The sequence below is a fragment of the Paraburkholderia unamae genome (assembly GCF_003096875.1).
In the GTDB taxonomy this organism is placed as follows: Bacteria; Pseudomonadota; Gammaproteobacteria; order Burkholderiales; family Burkholderiaceae; genus Paraburkholderia; species Paraburkholderia unamae.
Genome location: NZ_QEOB01000037.1, coordinates 59,674 through 77,203 on the forward strand (window position 1 = coordinate 59,674; position 17,530 = coordinate 77,203).

Annotated in this window: 18 protein-coding genes and 1 pseudogene; 6 read left to right on the top strand and 13 right to left on the bottom strand. The window is 66.1% G+C overall.

Going from position 1 to position 17,530, the window contains the following annotated elements; translation table 11 throughout:
- The first annotated feature begins 15 nt into the window (after window positions 1-15).
- Window positions 16-609: a histone H1-like DNA-binding protein gene (locus tag C7402_RS42295; protein WP_112177495.1), complete on the top strand. Its 594-nt coding sequence runs from the start codon at window positions 16-18 to the stop codon at window positions 607-609.
- 259 nt (window positions 610-868) lie between these two features.
- Here C7402_RS42295 and C7402_RS42300 read toward each other — a convergent pair whose 3' ends face one another.
- From C7402_RS42300 to C7402_RS42345, 10 genes are all read right to left on the bottom strand, one after another.
- On the bottom strand, window positions 869-1,345 hold the full coding sequence (locus C7402_RS42300; RefSeq protein WP_112177494.1) for an outer membrane lipoprotein: 477 nt from the start codon (window positions 1,343-1,345) through the stop codon (window positions 869-871).
- 43 nt (window positions 1,346-1,388) lie between these two features.
- A complete protein-coding gene (locus C7402_RS42305) occupies window positions 1,389-2,330 on the bottom strand; it encodes a carbohydrate kinase family protein (protein ID WP_112177493.1) in 942 nt (313 codons plus the stop codon).
- A gap of 80 nt (window positions 2,331-2,410) precedes the next feature.
- Window positions 2,411-2,911: a thiol peroxidase gene (gene tpx, locus C7402_RS42310; RefSeq protein ID WP_112177492.1), complete on the bottom strand. Its 501-nt coding sequence runs from the start codon at window positions 2,909-2,911 to the stop codon at window positions 2,411-2,413.
- Between the two features lie 105 nt (window positions 2,912-3,016).
- On the bottom strand, window positions 3,017-4,357 hold the full coding sequence (locus C7402_RS42315; protein WP_116614793.1) for a zinc-ribbon and DUF3426 domain-containing protein: 1,341 nt from the start codon (window positions 4,355-4,357) through the stop codon (window positions 3,017-3,019).
- 117 nt (window positions 4,358-4,474) lie between these two features.
- Window positions 4,475-5,371, bottom strand: coding sequence for a 50S ribosomal protein L11 methyltransferase (prmA, locus tag C7402_RS42320; RefSeq protein WP_112177490.1), 897 nt, complete (start codon window positions 5,369-5,371; stop codon window positions 4,475-4,477).
- Window positions 5,372-5,374: 3 nt separating this feature from the next.
- Window positions 5,375-6,742: an acetyl-CoA carboxylase biotin carboxylase subunit gene (gene accC, locus C7402_RS42325; RefSeq protein WP_116614794.1), complete on the bottom strand. Its 1,368-nt coding sequence runs from the start codon at window positions 6,740-6,742 to the stop codon at window positions 5,375-5,377.
- A gap of 159 nt (window positions 6,743-6,901) precedes the next feature.
- The gene (gene accB, locus C7402_RS42330; RefSeq protein WP_116614795.1) at window positions 6,902-7,369 is read right to left on the bottom strand and encodes an acetyl-CoA carboxylase biotin carboxyl carrier protein; all 468 of its coding nucleotides are present in this window, start codon (window positions 7,367-7,369) and stop codon (window positions 6,902-6,904) included.
- A 102-nt stretch (window positions 7,370-7,471) separates the two neighbouring features.
- On the bottom strand, window positions 7,472-7,924 hold the full coding sequence (aroQ, locus tag C7402_RS42335) for a type II 3-dehydroquinate dehydratase (RefSeq protein WP_112177488.1): 453 nt from the start codon (window positions 7,922-7,924) through the stop codon (window positions 7,472-7,474).
- Between the two features lie 205 nt (window positions 7,925-8,129).
- Complete coding sequence (locus C7402_RS42340; protein ID WP_116614796.1) at window positions 8,130-8,681, bottom strand: TlpA family protein disulfide reductase; 552 nt, start codon at window positions 8,679-8,681, stop codon at window positions 8,130-8,132.
- A gap of 11 nt (window positions 8,682-8,692) precedes the next feature.
- On the bottom strand, window positions 8,693-9,337 hold the full coding sequence (locus tag C7402_RS42345; RefSeq protein WP_112177486.1) for a UDP-N-acetylmuramate--alanine ligase: 645 nt from the start codon (window positions 9,335-9,337) through the stop codon (window positions 8,693-8,695).
- A gap of 81 nt (window positions 9,338-9,418) precedes the next feature.
- Here C7402_RS42345 and mpl point away from each other — a divergent pair, with 81 nt between their 5' ends.
- The 5 genes from mpl to mtgA all read left to right on the top strand — a co-directional run bounded on the left by mpl (window position 9,419) and on the right by mtgA (window position 15,436).
- Window positions 9,419-10,960 carry a UDP-N-acetylmuramate:L-alanyl-gamma-D-glutamyl-meso-diaminopimelate ligase gene (gene mpl, locus C7402_RS42350; RefSeq protein WP_425273824.1) on the top strand — a complete coding sequence of 514 codons (1,542 nt, stop codon included), beginning with the start codon at window positions 9,419-9,421 and terminating at the stop codon, window positions 10,958-10,960.
- Window positions 10,957-11,532, top strand: coding sequence for a YqiA/YcfP family alpha/beta fold hydrolase (locus C7402_RS42355; protein ID WP_116614798.1), 576 nt, complete (start codon window positions 10,957-10,959; stop codon window positions 11,530-11,532). Before mpl ends, C7402_RS42355 begins: the two co-directional genes overlap by 4 nt.
- A gap of 80 nt (window positions 11,533-11,612) precedes the next feature.
- Window positions 11,613-13,739 (top strand): ribonuclease catalytic domain-containing protein, encoded by a 2,127-nt coding sequence (locus C7402_RS42360; RefSeq protein WP_112177483.1) that lies wholly within the window; start codon window positions 11,613-11,615, stop codon window positions 13,737-13,739.
- On the top strand, window positions 13,736-14,626 hold the full coding sequence (gene aroE / locus C7402_RS42365; protein WP_112177482.1) for a shikimate dehydrogenase: 891 nt from the start codon (window positions 13,736-13,738) through the stop codon (window positions 14,624-14,626). Before C7402_RS42360 ends, aroE begins: the two co-directional genes overlap by 4 nt.
- A gap of 36 nt (window positions 14,627-14,662) precedes the next feature.
- Complete coding sequence (gene mtgA, locus C7402_RS42370) at window positions 14,663-15,436, top strand: monofunctional biosynthetic peptidoglycan transglycosylase (RefSeq protein WP_116614799.1); 774 nt, start codon at window positions 14,663-14,665, stop codon at window positions 15,434-15,436.
- Window positions 15,437-15,521: 85 nt separating this feature from the next.
- Here the strand turns inward: mtgA and queF are convergent, their stop codons facing one another.
- The 3 genes and pseudogenes from queF to C7402_RS42385 all read right to left on the bottom strand — a co-directional run.
- Window positions 15,522-16,346: an NADPH-dependent 7-cyano-7-deazaguanine reductase QueF gene (gene queF, locus C7402_RS42375; RefSeq protein ID WP_112177480.1), complete on the bottom strand. Its 825-nt coding sequence runs from the start codon at window positions 16,344-16,346 to the stop codon at window positions 15,522-15,524.
- Window positions 16,343-17,275, bottom strand: a complete 933-nt coding sequence (locus tag C7402_RS42380; protein WP_116614800.1) for a 5'-nucleotidase — start codon at window positions 17,273-17,275, stop codon at window positions 16,343-16,345. Before C7402_RS42380 ends, queF begins: the two co-directional genes overlap by 4 nt.
- A 12-nt stretch (window positions 17,276-17,287) precedes the next feature.
- Window positions 17,288-17,530: pseudogene (locus C7402_RS42385) on the bottom strand (threonine ammonia-lyase, biosynthetic); the annotation flags it as partial.

Consider the following 17,530-nt stretch of genomic DNA (forward strand, 5'->3'; position numbering starts at 1 on the left):
CTGAAGGAGAAAAAAATGGTAACTGCCAAGAAAAAACCGGCGGCGAAGAAGGCTGCTGTGAAGAAGGTTGCAGCGAAGAAGGCAGCGCCGGCCAAGAAGGTCGCAGCGAAGAAGGTCGCGGTCAAGAAGGTTGCAGCCAAGAAAGTCGCCGTGAAGAAGGTTGCTGCGAAGAAGGCAGCACCGGCGAAGAAGGTCGCAGCGAAGAAGGTCGCCGCCAAGAAGGTCGCAGCGAAGAAAGTCGCTGTGAAGAAGGTTGCTGCGAAGAAGGCAGCACCGGCGAAGAAGGTCGCAGCGAAGAAGGTTGCAGCCAAGAAAGTCGCCGTGAAGAAGGTTGCTGCGAAGAAGGCAGCACCGGCGAAGAAGGCAGCGGCGAAGAAGGTCGCAGCGAAGAAGGTTGCCAAGAAGGCGCCTGCGAAGAAGGCCGCTGCCAAGAAGGCTGCGCCTGCGAAGAAGGCTGCTGCGAAGAAGGCTGCCAAGAAGGCACCTGCGAAGGCTGCCCCTGCCGCACCTGCTGCCCCTGCTGCGCAACCGTCCGCGCCCGCAGCAACGGTCAAGACTGCCCTGAACCCGGCCGCAGCATGGCCGTTCCCGACCGGCAGCCGTCCGTAAGCAGTGCGAGACGAAGCGCGCCGGCCAGTCTGCCGGCGAGCTTCGTTGACCGAGCCGGGCGGCATAGAGTGCCAGGCTCGATCCCGATCCCGTCGCCGGGTTTCCCGCGACGGGATTTTTTTCGTCCGGACTTCGTACGAGTTGGCGCGACGAGTGTGCCGTAGCGCGCGGGCATGAAAAAAGGCGCATGCACAGGGGAGCACATGCGCCTGAGGTTCCGCATCCGGCGCCAGGCGCCGCTGCGGTACAGGGGAAAGCTTTAGTGCGTGACGCGCGTGACGCCGCCGCTGGAGAGCAGCCGCACGCGGTCGCCGGCGTTGAAGACTTCGCCGGTCGCCGTTTGCGTGATGGCGCGATAGTCGCCGTTGTCGAGGCGCACGGTGACTTCGAGGCCGTCGCGCATGGCCACGCCGTTTTCTACCGCGTTGCCCGCCACGGCGCCCGCGATGCCGCCGATGATGCCGGTGACGATCGAGCCCGTGCCGCCGCCGATCGAACTGCCGGCCACGGCGCCGAGCGCGCCGCCGCCGATGGCGCCCAGACCGCTAGGCTGGCCGTTGTTCGAGCTGATCTTCACCGCGCGCACGCTTTCGACGGTGCCCATGCGCACGGTTTGCTCGCGCTGCGCCTGCGAGGCCGTGTACACATCGGCGGAACTGCTGTTATAGGCACAGCCCGACATGGCGAGCGACCCCGCGATCGCGGCTGCAACAATCAGACGACTTGTTATTTTCATTCCCGTAGCTCCAATGGGCGCCGCTCGTGTGCGGCTCCCGCGTTCAGGCCGGCAATTCGTAACCGAATGCCTCCTTGAACCTTTCGTTGATCTGCGCCCGCGTGGGCGCGTAGTTCTGCGGTCCTTGCTGTTCGATCTTGAGCGCGCCCATCAGGCTGGCGAGACGCCCCGTGGTCGCCCAGTCGAGGCCGTTCTCGATGCCGTAGAGCAGGCCGCCGCGGAACGCGTCGCCGCAGCCGGTCGGGTCGAGCACCTGAGCGGCCTTGACCGGAGGAATCTCCTCGATCTTGCCGCCGTGGAAGATCTGCGAGCCGTGCTCGCCGCGCGTGATGATCAGCGCGTCGACATGGCTGGCAATTTCTTCGAACGACCAGCCCGTACGATGGCTCACAAGGTTGGCTTCGTAATCGTTGACCGCAACGTAGGTCGCAAGTTCAATCGCGCGGCGCAGCGACGCACCGTCGAAGAGCGGCAGACCCTGACCCGGATCAAAGACGAACGGGATGCCGGCCTTCGCGAATTGCTCGACGTGCTGGACCATGCCGTCGAAGCCGTCCGGCGCGACGATGCCGAGCTTCACGCCCGGCGCTTCGTCGGCGCGGTTCAAATGCGATTGCATCATCGCGCCCGGGTGGAACGCGGTGATCTGGTTGTTTTCGAGATCGGTCGTGATCATCGCCTGCGCGGACCACGTGTCGGGCAGCACGCGCACGTGCGCCTTGTTGAGGCCGAGCGTGTCGAGACGATCGATGTACGGTTGCGCATCGGCCGCGCCGAGCGTTGCCATGATGCGCGCGTCGCCGCCGAGCAGGTGCAGCGCGTACGCGATATTGCCGGCACAGCCGCCGAACTCGCGGCGCATCGTCGGCACGAGGAAGCTCACGTTCAGGATGTGCACCTGCTCGGGCAGGATGTGCTCGCGGAAGCGACCTTCGAAGGTCATGATGTTGTCGTAGGCGAGCGAGCCGCAGATCAGCGTAGCCAAGGCGGAAATTCCTGTAGGGCGTGGTAGGAGAGGGCGCGGCGCGGCGGCCCCGGAGGTGCGGGGCGCGCGCCGCTGCCGGATTACTTCAGCGCGGCGAGTGCGGCGTCGTAGTTCGGTTCGTTCTTGATTTCGCTGACGCGCTCGGCGTAGACGACGTTGTCGTTCGCGTCGAGCACGACGACCGCGCGTGCGGTCAGGCCCGTGAGCGGGCCGCTCGTGACGTCCACGCCATACGCCTGGGCGAAGTCATGGCCGCGGAAGGTCGAGGCCGTGGTGACGTTCGCGATGCCTTCGGTCGTGCAAAAGCGCGCGGCGGCGAACGGCAGGTCGCCCGAGATCACGACGACAGCCGTGTTGTCGAGCTTGGCCGCGGCTTCGTTGAACTTGCGCGTGGACGTGGCGCAAACCGGCGTGTCGAGGCTCGGCACGATGTTCAGCACCTTGCGCTTGCCGGCGAAGTCGGCGAGCGAGACCGGCTTCAGATCCTTGCCGACGAGCGAGAACGCAGGGGCCTTCTGGCCGACGCTCGGGAACGTGCCGGCGACGTCGATCGGGTTACCGCCTAGCGTGACTTGACTCATGATGTGCTCTCCGGAAATGCATGTTGTGGTGAATGGCGCGACCGGCCGTGCCGGACGCCGGGAAACACGCGGGGCACGCCGGTGCGCCCGCGAACAGACGGTGAATCAGGGGTAGAAAATTTCGATGCGGAAATTCGATGCCACGACGTCGCCGGTGTCGAGCCGCACGATCATCGTCTGCGTGGTGCGTGCGGGCAGACCGGCTTCGATGGGCGTGCCGGGTGTGACGTAGTCCTGCGGCCACATCACGCGCCGCACGACGATGTTGTTCTGCCGGTCGAGCAGCGTGAGCTCGATGGCGGGGTAGGCGAGCGCCACGTTGAAGCGGTTGCGCAGCGGCACCTTCAGTTCGAGATGATGCGGCTCGTTGTCGACCTGGCGCAGGTCGGATGGCTCGACGAGCAGGCCGTCGATGTCGCGCGGCGGCGTCACGCGGCAGCCGATCTGCTCGCACGCCTGCTGATAGAGCGACTGCGAGTCGGGCCAGTAGACCATCACCGTTTCGCGTTGCCACCAGGCAAGCTGCACGATGAGCAGTGCGAACAGCAGGATGGCGAGGAGCGTGCCGAGAATGCGCCAGCCAGGGCGGCGCGAGCCGCGCGGGCGGGCCGGTGCTTCGCGCGTGACGGCGAACGGCGCGGCGCCTTCGTTGGGCGAGAGCGCGCTGAAGGCCGGCTCGGGCGCGGCTTCACGAGCGGGCTGGCCGAACGTGGGTTCCGGGTCGCTGGCGCGGGCCGCCGTTGCTTCGTTGGCCGAAAAGTGCGGCTCGGTGTGAGCGGGCGCGCCGAGATCCGGCTCCACGCGCGTCCAGCGTTCGGCGGGCGGGAAGGGCTCGGCGGCCTGGGGTTGCTGCGGGGCCGCCGGCGTCACGGGGGGCGCGGGTGGCACGGGCGGCGGTGCTGCGTTGGCGGTTGCATCGACGGCGACCGCAGGCGCACCCGGTGCTTCATGCGGCGGGCGCGCGAACGCCGGTTCGTCGTCGAAGATGATTTGCGACTCGACGCCGCGTGTGACGCCCGGCGTGGCGGCCGGCGCTCGGCCGCCGCCCGGCAGTTGGTCGGCGCTGTACTTCAGGCGGGGATCGATCTGGCTGTTCGCGGGCGGTGCCCACGGGTCCCACGCGCGATTCGCGAAATTGGGCGTGGGGCGCAGTTCCGGCGGCGGCTCCTGAGGCGGCGCGGCAGCCGCGGGCGGCGTGTCCGGCTGTGCTGCAAATTGTGAACCGAAGTCCGCTGCCGCAGGCGCGGTCAGGCTGGCCGCGATCTCCGCGGCAACCGGTACGGCGGTCGAGAAGTCAGCGCCTTCGGGCACCTCGTAAAGACTGCCCGACGCATCGAACGCTTCCTGGCAATGTCCGCAACGCACGAGGCCGCGCCGCACGGCAAGCTGCGTGGGCTGGATGCGGAATACGGTTTCACAGAAGGGACAGCGCGTTGCCAGATGCATGTGGGCCGAGGATCTGGATAGACCGGTAGGTTGGCGATATCCGCATTCTACTGGCAATCCACGGCGGTCAACGACTTCGGTCGTCCCGCCTGGGGCACGATCAGGCCCGGCCCGGCATCACGCGCGGCGCGTGCCTGCGAGGCAGACCCAGCCTTCGTGCTCGCGCCAGACCGAGATATCGATCCAGCTTGCGTAGACCTGCGCCACTTCCTCGGCCTGGCGCGCGAGGATGCCCGAGAGCGCGATGCGCCCGCCCGGCTTCACGCGCGAGGAGAGCATCGAAGCCATCAGCTTGAGCGGATTCGAAAGAATGTTGGCGACGACGATGTCGAACTCGCCGGCGGGGCAATCGTCGGGCAGGCCATAGGTGACCTCCGCGTGATTGCGCTCACTGTTGTGACGCGCCGATTCGACGGCCTGCGGATCGATGTCGATGCCGATCACGGGATTCGCACCGCACTTCTTCGCAAGAATCGCGAGAATGCCCGAGCCGCAGCCGTAGTCGAGCAACGAATTGCCCGGCTTGACGTGCTGTTCTAGCCACTCCATGCACAAACGCGTGGTGGGATGGCTGCCCGTGCCGAATGCAAGACCGGGGTCGAGTTCGAGCACGAGCGCGCTCGGGTCGGGGGCGTCGTGCCACGAAGGCACGACCCAGATGCGCTCGCCGATCTGGATCGGGTCGAACTGCGATTGCGTCAAGCGTACCCAGTCCTGCTCCTCGACTTCGCGCAGCGAATACTTCGGCGTCTCGGGCAGGGCCAGTTCGTTCGAAGCGGCCGCGAGCAGCACGGCGGGATCCTGATCGGCGCCGATCAGCGCAATCACGCGCGAATGCTGCCACGCGGTGCGCTCGGGCGTGAGGCCCGGTTCGCCGAAGAGCGGTTGCTCGTCGGGCGTGTCGGCGTCGGCGTCCTCCACCGACACCGAAAGGGCGCCGAGCTCGATCAGCGCGTCGGAGAGAGCCTCGGCGCGATTGCGGTCCAGCTCGACGATCAGTTCCCGGTAGCTCATGAATTACGCTTCGTCCTTCTTCACTGCCTGACGTTCGGCCAGGCGGCTTTCGAGGTAGTGAATGCTCGTGCCGCCCTCGACGAACTTCGCGTCGAGCATCAGCTCGCGGTGCAGCGGGATGTTGGTCGAGATGCCTTCAACCACCATTTCCGAGAGCGCGATGCGCATGCGCTGAATGGCCTGCTCGCGCGTGGCGCCGTAGGTGATCAGCTTGCCGATCATCGAATCATAGTTCGGCGGCACGAAATAGCCATTGTAGGCATGCGAGTCGACGCGCACGCCAGGACCACCCGGCATGTGCCACGACGTGAGGCGGCCCGGCGACGGCGTGAACTTGAACGGATCTTCCGCGTTGATACGGCACTCGATCGCGTGGCCCTTCAACTGGATGTCGCGCTGGCGGAACGAGAGCTTTTCGCCCGCGGCGATGCGGATCTGCTCCTGCACGATGTCGATGCCCGTGATCAGTTCGGTGACCGGGTGTTCGACCTGCACGCGCGTGTTCATTTCGATGAAGTAGAACTCGCCGTTTTCGTACAGGAACTCGAACGTGCCCGCGCCGAGGTAGCCCATCTTCTTGCACGCGTCGGCGCAACGGTCGCCGATGCGGTCGAGCAGGCGGCGCGCGATGCCCGGCGCCGGCGCTTCCTCGATCACCTTCTGGTGGCGGCGCTGCATGGAGCAGTCGCGCTCGCCGAGCCACACGGCGTTCTTGAACGAGTCGGAGAGCACCTGAATCTCGATGTGACGCGGATTCTCGAGGTACTTCTCCATGTAGACCTGCGGGTTGCCGAACGCGCGGCCCGCTTCTTCCTTGGTCATGTTGACCGCGTTCACGAGCGCCGCTTCCGTGTGCACGACGCGCATGCCGCGACCGCCGCCGCCACCCGAGGCCTTGATGATGACGGGGTAGCCGATCGCGCGCGCGATCTTCACGATTTCTTTCGGATCGTCGGGCAGTGCGCCTTCCGAGCCCGGCACGCAGGGCACGCCGGTCTTGATCATGGTCTGCTTCGCCGTGACCTTGTCGCCCATCATGCGGATCGTTTCCGGGCGCGGGCCAATGAACGTGAAGCCCGACTGCTCGACGCGCTCAGCGAAGTCGGCGTTCTCGGAGAGGAAGCCGTAGCCTGGGTGGATCGCTTCGGCGTCGGTGACTTCGGCCGCGCTGATGAGCGCCGGCATATTCAGATAGCTCAGGTTCGAAGGCGCCGGGCCGATGCAGACCGCCTCGTCGGCGAGCTTCACGTACTTGGCTTCCTTGTCGGCTTCCGAATAGACGACGACCGTCTTGACGCCGAGTTCGCGGCACGCGCGCTGGATGCGGAGCGCGATTTCGCCACGATTGGCAATGAGGATTTTTTCAAACATGGTGGGTATTCGACTCATCAAAGGGCGCCGCTAGTTGCTTGTGCGGACACCTCAGAGGATCGGTCGCGTGCGTCGCCAGCATGGGGCGCCAAACGCTACAAACGCGACAAACGCGGCACGGCCTGGTAAAAGAAAGGCCGCCGCCGCGCGCAGAAAAGCTTAGGCGATCACGTAGAGCGGCTGGCCGTATTCGACCGCCTGACCGTTCTCGACGAGGACTTCCTTGACCACGCCGGCGACGTCCGACTCGATCTCGTTCAGGAGCTTCATCGCTTCGATGATGCACAGCGTCTGGCCTTCCTTGACCGTGTCGCCAACCTGGACGAACGGATCGGCGCCCGGCGACGGCGCGCGGTAGAACGTGCCCACCATCGGCGAGGTCACGACGTGGCCTTGCGGCGCGGCGGGCGCGGCAGGGGCCGCTGCGGCGGCTTCGCCGACATGGGCGGGCGCGGCGAGCGGGGCACCGGCCATTGGCGCTGCGTATTGCGCGGGGCCCGGCTGCACGTAAACGGGCGGCGCGTTCTTGACGATGCGCACCTTGCCTTCACCCTCGGTCACTTCGAGCTCCGAGATGCCCGATTCGGAGACGAGGTCGATCAGAGTCTTCAGCTTACGTAGATCCATGGTGCAGCCCCTTATGCTTTGAATACGTGAGGTGCCGGGACGCACGCGTCCCCGGCACGGGTTGGGTATTGTCTAGGCGTTGACGGTCATCCCGCGCCGGAATCAGGCGGCCGACCGGGCAGCGAGCCGGTCGAGCGCGTATTCGAGCGCGTAGAGATAACCCTTCCAGCCGAGGCCGCAGATCACGCCTTCGGCCTGGTCGGAAAAATACGAATGGTGCCGGAAGGACTCACGGCGATGCACGTTCGACAGGTGAATCTCGACGAACGGAATGCCGACGCCTGCCAGCGCGTCCCGGATCGCGACGCTCGTGTGCGTGTACGCGGCCGGGTTGATCAGAATGAAGTCGGTTTGCTCGGTGCGGGCCGCCTGAATGCGGTCGACCAGCGCGCCTTCGTGGTTGCTCTGGAACGTTGCGAGCTCCACGCCGGCGTCCGCCGCACGGTCCGATAGCGCCTGATCGATCTGCGGCAGCGTCACGCGCCCATACACCTCCGGTTCCCGGGTGCCGAGAAGATTGAGGTTGGGGCCGTGCAGAACCAGCAGTCGCGTCATGGTCGCTTCTTTTTCCGTGGAGTTGCGCGAACTTTAGCGCCGATTAGAGAAATTTGTCTAGTTTTCCGATAAGGCGATATGGCCCCGACTACGCCTCGCAGCGCGGGTCTGGTCCGATCTTCAGTCAAAAGACGTAATTCTCACGGCAAAAAGTGCCTTACGGCGCTTAAGCTCGGGTCAAAAGTTCCACCGCGGTTCCCCTGCGTCAAAGCGCGTCCAGCGTGCGTCGCAGCTCGTCGGGCTTGATTTGTCCTAATTTTGTCGCACGAACGGCGCCGTTCGCGTCGATTATGACGGTGTAAGGCAAGCCGCCCGCGGTGTTGCCGAACGCGCGCGCGACGTCCGCGCCGCCAAAACCGGCGATATAGATCGGATAGTCGACGGGGACTTTCTTCAGGAAATTCTTGATGTTCGCGGTGGAGTCGACGCCCACGCCGACGAACTGAATGCCCTTTTTGGCGTACTCGCGCTGAAGCGCGGACAACTCCGGCATTTCTTCCACGCACGGGCCGCACCAGGAGGCCCAAAAGTTGACCACGATCGGCCGGCCCTTGTAGATGGCGAGCGATTGGGGCTTGCCCTCAGGGTTCGTGACCGCCGCCGACCAGAGCTGGCCGACCGCGTTCTGCTTGCCGCTCACCGAGGCCGCGTCGGCCACGCCGGCGCTTCCGCTGGTTGCCCAGTGCCCGGCCAGTATGCCGCCGCCCGCGGCGATCGCCGCCACTGCCACGCCGGCCAGAATCCGCTTCGTATTCATCGCTGCCGTTTTCAGGTTGTGGAAGAAGTGGCGCCGGTCTTCTCGATCAGCGCCTGGAGAGCCTGCGCATTGGCGCGTGGGAGCCTCCCGCGTCCGTCGGCGCGCACGGCGCCGCGCAAGTCGTCCGTATTGTAGAGCGCAACGTGTATGCCCACCGGCTCCTCGGCACGCGAGGGGCGCCACATGAAGCTGAGCGTCTCCACGAGGCCGCGCGCCGCGAAATGGCGTGTTTCCGATACGTCGTACTGCACGTTCGCATTCAGGAGCCAGATCGCGACATCCTTCGAGTTGTCGCAAAAAATTTGCAGATGGATATCGGAGTGCTCGCCCGCCGTCCCGTTGAGCACCGCGCCGGTCAGGAACGGATTGAACGCTTCGAGCCGCTGCATCCATTCGAGCGCGATTTCGCGCAGGCGGCGCAGCACCGCGGGCTGGCTGTCGCTCTGAAATAGGGCCTGATACTCGCGGATCTCTTCCTCGATCTGGTCGTTATCGGGCAACCATGTGCCTTCGATGCGCGTTTCCCCCACCACCTGCCGGGCTGCCTTGCGTTTGGCGGTGGCGTAATCGAGGCCGTCCTCGGCGATCATCCTTGCTGCGGCGATGGCGATTTCCTCGCGCACGCGCTGAGGATCGAAATGTGATCTGCGAACCATCCTTCCATGATACTAGAGATCGCCCTGGGTACCCGGCGGTCGCCGGCTGCGCGCTTCGCGCGCGTCGGGAGCCGTGCGGGCCTGGCGCGAGCCAATCCGGGCCGGGGCCTCGGGTACAATACCGGTCTTTGCTCCGACGGCGCAGGACGCTCGCAACACGCGACAAGGCCGCCGTCCCGGCTTCCCCATTCCGATAACCCGTTCACGACGCCCGCGCGGCGCGACAGGCTCATGCACATCCATATCCTCGGCATCTGCGGCACGTTCATGGGCGGACTCGCCGTGCTCGCGCGCAGCGCGGGTCACACGGTGACCGGCTGCGACGCGGGCGTGTATCCGCCGATGAGCACCCAGCTCGAAGCGCAGGGCATTCGCCTCATCGAGGGTTACGACGCAAGCCAGGTCGATCTCAATCCCGACCTCTATGTGATCGGCAACGTGGTCACGCGCGGCAATCCGCTGATGGAGGAGATCCTCAATCGCGGCCTGCCGTATACGTCGGGTCCGCAGTGGCTCGGCGAGCACGTGCTGCACGACAAGTGGGTGCTCGCGGTGGCGGGCACGCACGGCAAGACCACCACGAGCTCGATGCTCGCGTGGCTGCTCGAAGACGCGGGCCTGAACCCCGGCTTCCTGATCGGCGGCGTGCCGCTGAACTTCGGCATCTCGGCGCGTCTCACCGATTCGAGCTTCTTCGTGATCGAAGCCGACGAATACGACACGGCGTTCTTCGACAAGCGCTCGAAGTTCGTCCATTACCGTCCGCGCACGGCGCTGCTCAACAATCTCGAATTCGATCACGCCGACATCTTCCCCGATCTCGCCGCGATCGAAACGCAGTTCCATCACCTCGTGCGCACGATTCCGGGCGTGGGCCGCGTCGTCACGAACGGCCGCTCGGACGCGCTGGAGCGCGTGCTCACGCGCGGCGTGTGGAGCGAGGTCGAGCGCTTCGGCGTGGATGGCGGCTGGCAGGCGCTGCCCGCCGAAGAGGGCGTGGCGATCGACGAGCGCTTCGCCGTGTATCACAACAGCGAGCGCGTGGGCGTGGTGGACTGGCAGATCCAGGGCGAGCACAACCGCCTGAACGCGCTCGCGGCCATCGCCGCCGCGCGCAGCGTGGGCGTGCCGCCCGCGCAGGCCGCTCAGTCGCTCGCCAGCTTCCGCAACGTGAAGCGCCGCATGGAAGTGCGCGGCAGCGTGGACGGCGTGACCGTCTACGACGACTTCGCGCACCATCCCACGGCCATCGAAACGACCATCGCCGGATTGCGCACGCGCGTAGGTCACGAAAACACCCGCATCCTCGCCGTGCTGGAGCCGCGCTCGAACACGATGAAGCTCGGCGTGATGAAGGCCCAGCTGCCCGCCAGTCTCGCCGGCGCCGACCTCGTGTTCGGCTACGGCGCACCGAGCGGCAAGGACGCGCTGGGTTGGGATCTCGCGGGCGCGATCGCGCCGCTCGGCGACAAGGCGCGCGCGTTTCACGATCTCGAAGCGCTCGTGAAGGCCGTCGTCGCGGCCGTGCGCCCCGGCGACCAGGTGCTCGTGATGAGCAACGGCGGCTTTGGCGGCGTGCATCAAAAGCTGCTCGATGCCCTTTCGGCACGGAGCGCAGCGTGATCGTCTATCTGCACGGTTTTCGCTCGTCGCCGCAGTCGTTCAAGGCGCGCCTGCTGGCCGCGCGCCTCGCCGAACTGGGCCGCGGCAGCGAATGGCTTTGCCCGACGCTGCCGGTCTCGCCGCAGGAAGCCATCGCGCTTACCGAAACCGAGATTGGCGAGCGCCTGAAGCCCGGCGAGCGCGTGACGCTCATCGGCAGCTCGCTCGGCGGTTACTTCGCCACGCATCTCGCGCAAAAGCACGGCTGGCGCGCGGCGCTGCTGAACCCCGCCGTGGTGCCCGAGCGCGATCTGTCGAAGTATCTCGGCGAGCAGCCGCTCTGGCACGGCGGCGGCAGCATCGTCGTCGAGCCGCGTCATCTGGAAGAATTGCGCGCACTGGCCGTGACGACGGTGACGCAGCCCGCGCGCTACTATCTGATCGCCGCGACCGGCGACGAAGTGCTCGATTACCGCGAGATGCTCGCGCACTATCCGGGTGTGTCCACACACCTGATCGAAGGCAGCGATCATGGCATCAGCGAGTTTGCAGATTACGTCGACGAAGTGATCCGTTTCTGCGACGCGCCCTGATGCGTGCGAACGCCTATATGTATACAGCACCGCCTGCGCGCCGCGCCGGCGGTCGAAGCAAGTCTGAACGAGAGTATTGAGTGAACGTTTTCTTTGAGGAATCGGGCAGTTTCAAGGCCGGCAGCGTGCTGTCGCGCCAGGGCGATGCGTTTCAGGTCGAGCTGCCGGGCGGCCGGCGCGCGAAGGTGCGCGCGAAGGACGTGTTGATCGAGTTCGAGAAGCCGGCTGCGAGCGAATTGCTGGAACAGGCGGACGCCGCCGCCCAGGAGATCGATCTCGATTTCCTGTGGGAGTGCGCGCCCGCCGACGAGTTCGCCTATACCGCGCTCGCGAGCGAGTACTTCGGCGAAACGTACGGCCCCGTCGAGCGCGCCGCGCTCGTGCTGCGCCTGCACGGTTCGCCCGTGTACTTCCGCCGCAAGGGCCGCGGCCAGTATCAGCGCGCGCCCGAAGAGCAGCTCAAGATGGCGCTCGCCTCGCTCGAGCGCAAGCGTCAGCAGGCGCTCGTGCAGGCGGGCTACGAAGAGGAGCTGAAGGCGGGCAAGCTGCCCGAGGCGTTCAAGGGCAAGGCGCTTGGCCTGCTCACGAAGCCCGACAAGAACTCGATCGAATACAAGGCGCTCGAAGCGGCGGCGGCCGCGCGCGGCATTTCGATGCCGCGCCTCATGCTCGAATGCGGCGGCATCGCTTCGCCGCGCGCGCTGCACGAAGCGCGGTTTCTCGCGGACTTCTTCCCGCACGGCACGGGCTTCCCGCCCGTTGAAGTGGGTACGCTGCCCGAGGATCTGCCCGACGCCGCCGAGCACGTGCAGGCGTTCTCGATCGACGACGTCACCACGACCGAAATCGACGATGCGTTCTCGATCGAGCACCTGGCCGACGGCCGCGTGCGCATCGGCGTTCACATCGCGGCGCCGGCGCTGGGCATCCAGCGCGGCGACACGGCCGACACGATCGCGCGCACGCGCCTTTCGACGGTCTACATGCCCGGCGACAAGATCACGATGCTGCCCGACGATTTCGTCGACGCGTTCACGCTCAAGGAAGGCGGCCTGCGCCCGGCGCTCTCGCTCTACTGCATCGTGAACCGCGAGACGCAGGAGATCGTCGCGACCGAAACGCGCGCCGAGCGCGTGTTCGTGAAGAGCAACCTGCGCCACAACACGCTCGACGAAGTCGTGACCGAAGAGACGCTCGCAGCGGGCACCGGCGAGTATGCGCACAAGGACGACATCGCCGTGCTGTGGCCGTTCGCGCAGGCGCTGTTCGAGAAGCGCCAGCAGGCGCGCGCGGGCTACGGCCTGCGCCGCGAAGTCCAGCGCAACACCGACTTCAACTTCTACGTGGAAGGCGAGCATGTCACCATTTCGCCGCGCCGCCGTGGCTCGCCTCTCGACCTGATCGTCGCGGAGCTGGCGATTCTCGCGAACTCCACGTGGGGCGCCTTCCTGCACGATCATGGCGTGCCGGGCATCTATCGCTCGCAGCGCGCGTTCGGCGCGCCCACGGGCCCCAAGCGCACGCGCATGCAGACCAACGCCGCGCCGCACGAAGGGCTGGGCGTCGCGCAATATGCGTGGAGCACCTCGCCGCTGCGCCGCTACGTGGACCTCGTGAACCAGTGGCAGCTGCTCGCGTGCGTGGAGCATGGCGTGGCCGCCAAGCTCGTCGCGCCGTTCAAGCCCAAGGACGCCGATCTCTTCGCCGTCGTGCAGGGCTTCGACGAAACCTACACGGCTTACGCCGACCACCAGCGCCGCATGGAGTACTTCTGGTGCCTGCGCTGGCTCCAGCAGGAAATGCGCGGTGAAGACGGCCGCGAGCCGCGCCGTGAATTCCCGGCGAGCGTGGTGAAGGACGATCTCGTGCGCTTCGAGGAAGTGCCGCTGCTCATGCACGTGCCCGCGCTTGGCGTGCACGCGCGCGGCACGCGTCTGATGATGGACGTGCTGTCGATCGACGAGCTGACCATCGAGGCCTCCGTGCGCATGCTGCGCGTGCTCGACGCGCCGGTCGTGACGAGCGGCGAGCAAGCCGAAGAGGACGCGGGTGAAGACGAAGAGCTGATCGAAGCCGCCGACGAGTCCGCACAAAGCGAAGCGGAAGCCGTCGCCGAAGCGGACGAAGCCGCAGACGATGAGGCCGGCGAAGCGCCTGCCGCGGAAGAACAATCGAGCGAACAGCACGCAACGGAGCCGCGCGAATGAGCGCCAGCGAAACACGCACCGGCCAGCAGGCCGACCGCTACGCCGTGGTCGGCAACCCGGTGGCGCACAGCAAGTCGCCGTACATCCACACGCAGTTCGCGGCGCAAACCGGCGAGCGTGTCGAATACGACCGCTTGCTCGCGCCGCTCGACGGCTTCGTCGAGCACGTGCAGGCGTTTCGCGCCGCAGGCGGCCGTGGCCTGAACGTGACCGTGCCGTTCAAGCTGGAAGCGCATGCGCTTGCACACAAGCTGTCGCCGCGTGCGGCGGCGGCGGGTGCGGTGAACACGCTGCGTTTCGACGAAGACGGTATCTACGGCGACAACACCGACGGCTTCGGCCTCGTGCGTGATATCGAGGTGAACCTCGGCGTTTCGCTCGAAGGCGCGCGCGTGCTGCTGCTCGGCGCGGGTGGCGCGGCGCGCGGCGTCGTGCTGCCGATGCTCGAGCGCCGTCCGCGCGAGATCACCATCGTGAACCGCACGGCGCCCAAGGCGCATGCGCTCCTCGCGCAGTTCGAAGGCGCGGCGGGCGAGTTCGGGTGCTTGCTCAACGGCGGCGGTCCGCATGCAATCTATCTCGACCCGGTCGATGCCAAACCCTACGACGTGATCGTCAACGCGACGGCGGGCAGTCTCGACGCCGCGTTGCCCGAGTGCGACGAGCGCGCGTTCGGCGCGGGCACGCTTGCCTACGACATGATGTACGGCGCGCAACCCACCGTGTTCATGCGCCACGCGCAAGCACTCGGCGCGCGCGCGGCCGACGGTCTCGGCATGCTGGTCGAGCAGGCCGCCGAGTCGTTCTTCGTGTGGCGCGGCGTGCGTCCCGAGGGCGCGCCGGTGCTGGCGGCGCTGCGCGAGCAGCTCGCCGCGCAGGCCGCGTAAGCGACCGGCGCCTCTCGATCCCGAGGAGACGACGCCATGCGCAGGGAGGCCCCTGGAGCGAAATCCGTGGCGGCGGCGAGCAGCGGCAGCCGCCACGCACTTCGCGACGAGCGGCCAGGCGCGCTGCGCTGGCTTGCCTGGGTGGTCGCGGTGTTCGCGGTTGCGTGGATCGCCACGCAACTCTTCTACGCTGCGCAAATCGCGCTCTGGAATTTCGTCGATCCGCAAACCACGGCGTTCATGCGCACCGACGCCGCGCGCCTTTCCGCCGACCGCCCCGATCTCTCGATCCAGCACCAGTGGGTGCCGTACGACCAGATTTCGCGCAACCTGAAGCGCGCGATCATCGCGTCGGAGGACGCGAACTTCGCCAATAACAACGGCTACGAAACCGACGCCATCCTGCAAGCGTGGGAGAAGAACAAGAAGCGCGGCCATATCGTGGCCGGCGGCTCGACCATCTCGCAGCAGCTCGCGCGCAATCTGTTCCTCTCGCGCGAACAGAGCTATATCCGCAAGGGCCAGGAGCTCATCATCACGTGGATGCTGGAGGCGCTGCTCGACAAGGAGCGCATCTTCGAGATCTATCTGAATTCGGTGGAGTGGGGCAACGGCGTGTACGGCGCGCAGGCCGCCGCGCGCTATTACTACCGCACCACGGCCGCGAAGCTCACGCCCTGGCAGTCCGCGCGGCTCGCGGTGATGCTGCCGCGTCCCAAGTATTTCGACGAGCATCGCAACTCGCCGTATCTCGCGCAGCGCACAGCCGTCATCGCGCGGCGCATGGGGGCGGCCGAACTGCCGCATTGAGGCGCACTGAAGCCAACTGAAGCGCCAATGAAAAACGCGCCGCTTTTGCGGCGCGTTCTGCTTTCAACGGCGTGCGAGGTGACGCTTACTGGCGCGCAAGCCGCGCGTTATCCGGCATCGGCATGTTGAAGTTGGTGCGAAACGGATTGATGTCGAGGCCGCCGCGCCGCGTGTAGCGCGCGTAGACGGCGAGCCGGTCCGGTTTGCACTCGCGCAGGATGTCCATGAAGATGCGCTCGGCGCACTGTTCGTGAAAGCCCGTGTGATTGCGGTACGAAATGATGTAGCGCAAGAGGCCCGCCTGATCGATCTGCGGCCCGACGTAATGGATCTGCACGCTGCCCCAGTCGGGTTGGCCCGTGACCGGGCAATTCGACTTGAGCAGGTTCGAGACCAGCGTTTCTTCCACAGGCGCTTCGTCCAGCGCCGCCTTCAGGAGCGTCGGCTCGGGGTGATAGATCTCCGTGTCGAGATCGAGGCGATCGAGCGAAAGCCCGTCGAACTCCTCGAACGGGATCTTGCCGAACGCGCCCGGCTGCTCCAGCCGCACCGAAACCGATGCGCCGCACGCGGCCGTCACATCGCGCCGGATGGTGTCGCGCACCGCGTCGGCGGATTCGAACGGCGTTTGCGCGAACGAGCCCAGATAGAGCTTGAACGACTTCGATTCGATGATGTTGGGCGAGTCGGCGGGAATGAAGAACGTCGCGATCGCGATCTGCGGCTTGCCGCGCGCGTTGAGCCACGAGAGCTCGTAGGCGTTCCAGATATCGGTGCCGAAGAACGGCAGTTGCGCGCCAATGCCGATCTGCTCGCGCGCGCCGGCGCGCGGAATCGGGAACAGCAGCGAGGCGTCGTACTGTTCGGTGTAGGCGGCGGGCTTGCCGAGCGGGGATTGGTCGGGAGTCATGATGCTTTGGCTTCGGTTGCGAGATTGGTCACGCCACTGGCCACATGCCCGGTGGCCGTGACCGAGCGCGCGGATTCGCAGTGGCGGATCTGGTCGTCGAAGAAAAAATCGGGTTCGAACTCGCGCAGGAACGGGCCTTTGTCGAGTCCGCCAAGGAACATCGCTTCGTCGATTTCGATGTTCCAGGCCATCAGCGTACGGATTGCGCGCTCGTGCGCCGGCGCGGAGCGCGCGGTGACGAGGGCGGTGCGAATGTGCATTTGCGCGTTCGCGTCGGCGAGCTTTTGCAGGCGGTTGAGCGCGGCGAGCAGCGGTTGGAGCGGCCCGTGCGCGAGCGGCAGTTCGCGGTTGTCGCGCTCGTGGCTCACGAAGGCGGAAAGGCCTTCGCGCTGGAAGATCTGCTCGGCTTCGTCGGAAAACAGCACCGCATCGCCGTCGAACGCGATACGAATCTCGTGCGCGTTGCGTTCCGCCATTGTCGCCGAATTTTGGTCAAGGCGCGGGAAGACGCGCGCGGCGGGGAAACCGGCGTCGAGCGCGCTCTTCACATCGGCCGGGTTCGCGGAAAGGAACAGCGAAGCGTTGAGCGGCTTGAGGTAATGCCAGGGCTCGCTCCCGCGCGTGAACACGCCGCGCTGGATGTCGAGCCCGTGCTCGCGGCACGAGTTGAACGCGCGCAGGCCGCTGATGGGATCGCTGCGCGAGAGAATTACCACTTCCACGTGATGCGCGCCGTTGTTGAGTGCAAGCAGCTTGCGGATCAGCGCGAACGCCACGCCCGGCCGCGCGGGCACGTTCAGGCGTTCGCGCTGAAGCGCTTCGTAGGCTTGCAGCTCGCCGGTTTCGTAGATGCGGTTTTCCTCTTCGAAGTCGAAGAGGGCGCGCGACGAAATGGCGACGACGAGCTTGTCGGAGAGCGACACGGACAATATGGCCGCCCGTTACGCGAGGAACAACCGATACGCCGGATTGCTCGTCTCTTCCCAGTGCGGATAACCGAGCGTGGCGAGGAAGCGGCGGAACTCGGCGTCTTCCGCTGCGGGCACCTGAATGCCCACCAGAATCGAGCTATAGTCCGCGCCCTGGTTGCGGTAGTGAAAGAGGCTGATATTCCAGTTCGGCGCCATCGACGAGAGGAAGCGCATGAGCGCGCCCGGCCGCTCCGGAAACTCGAAGCGGAACAG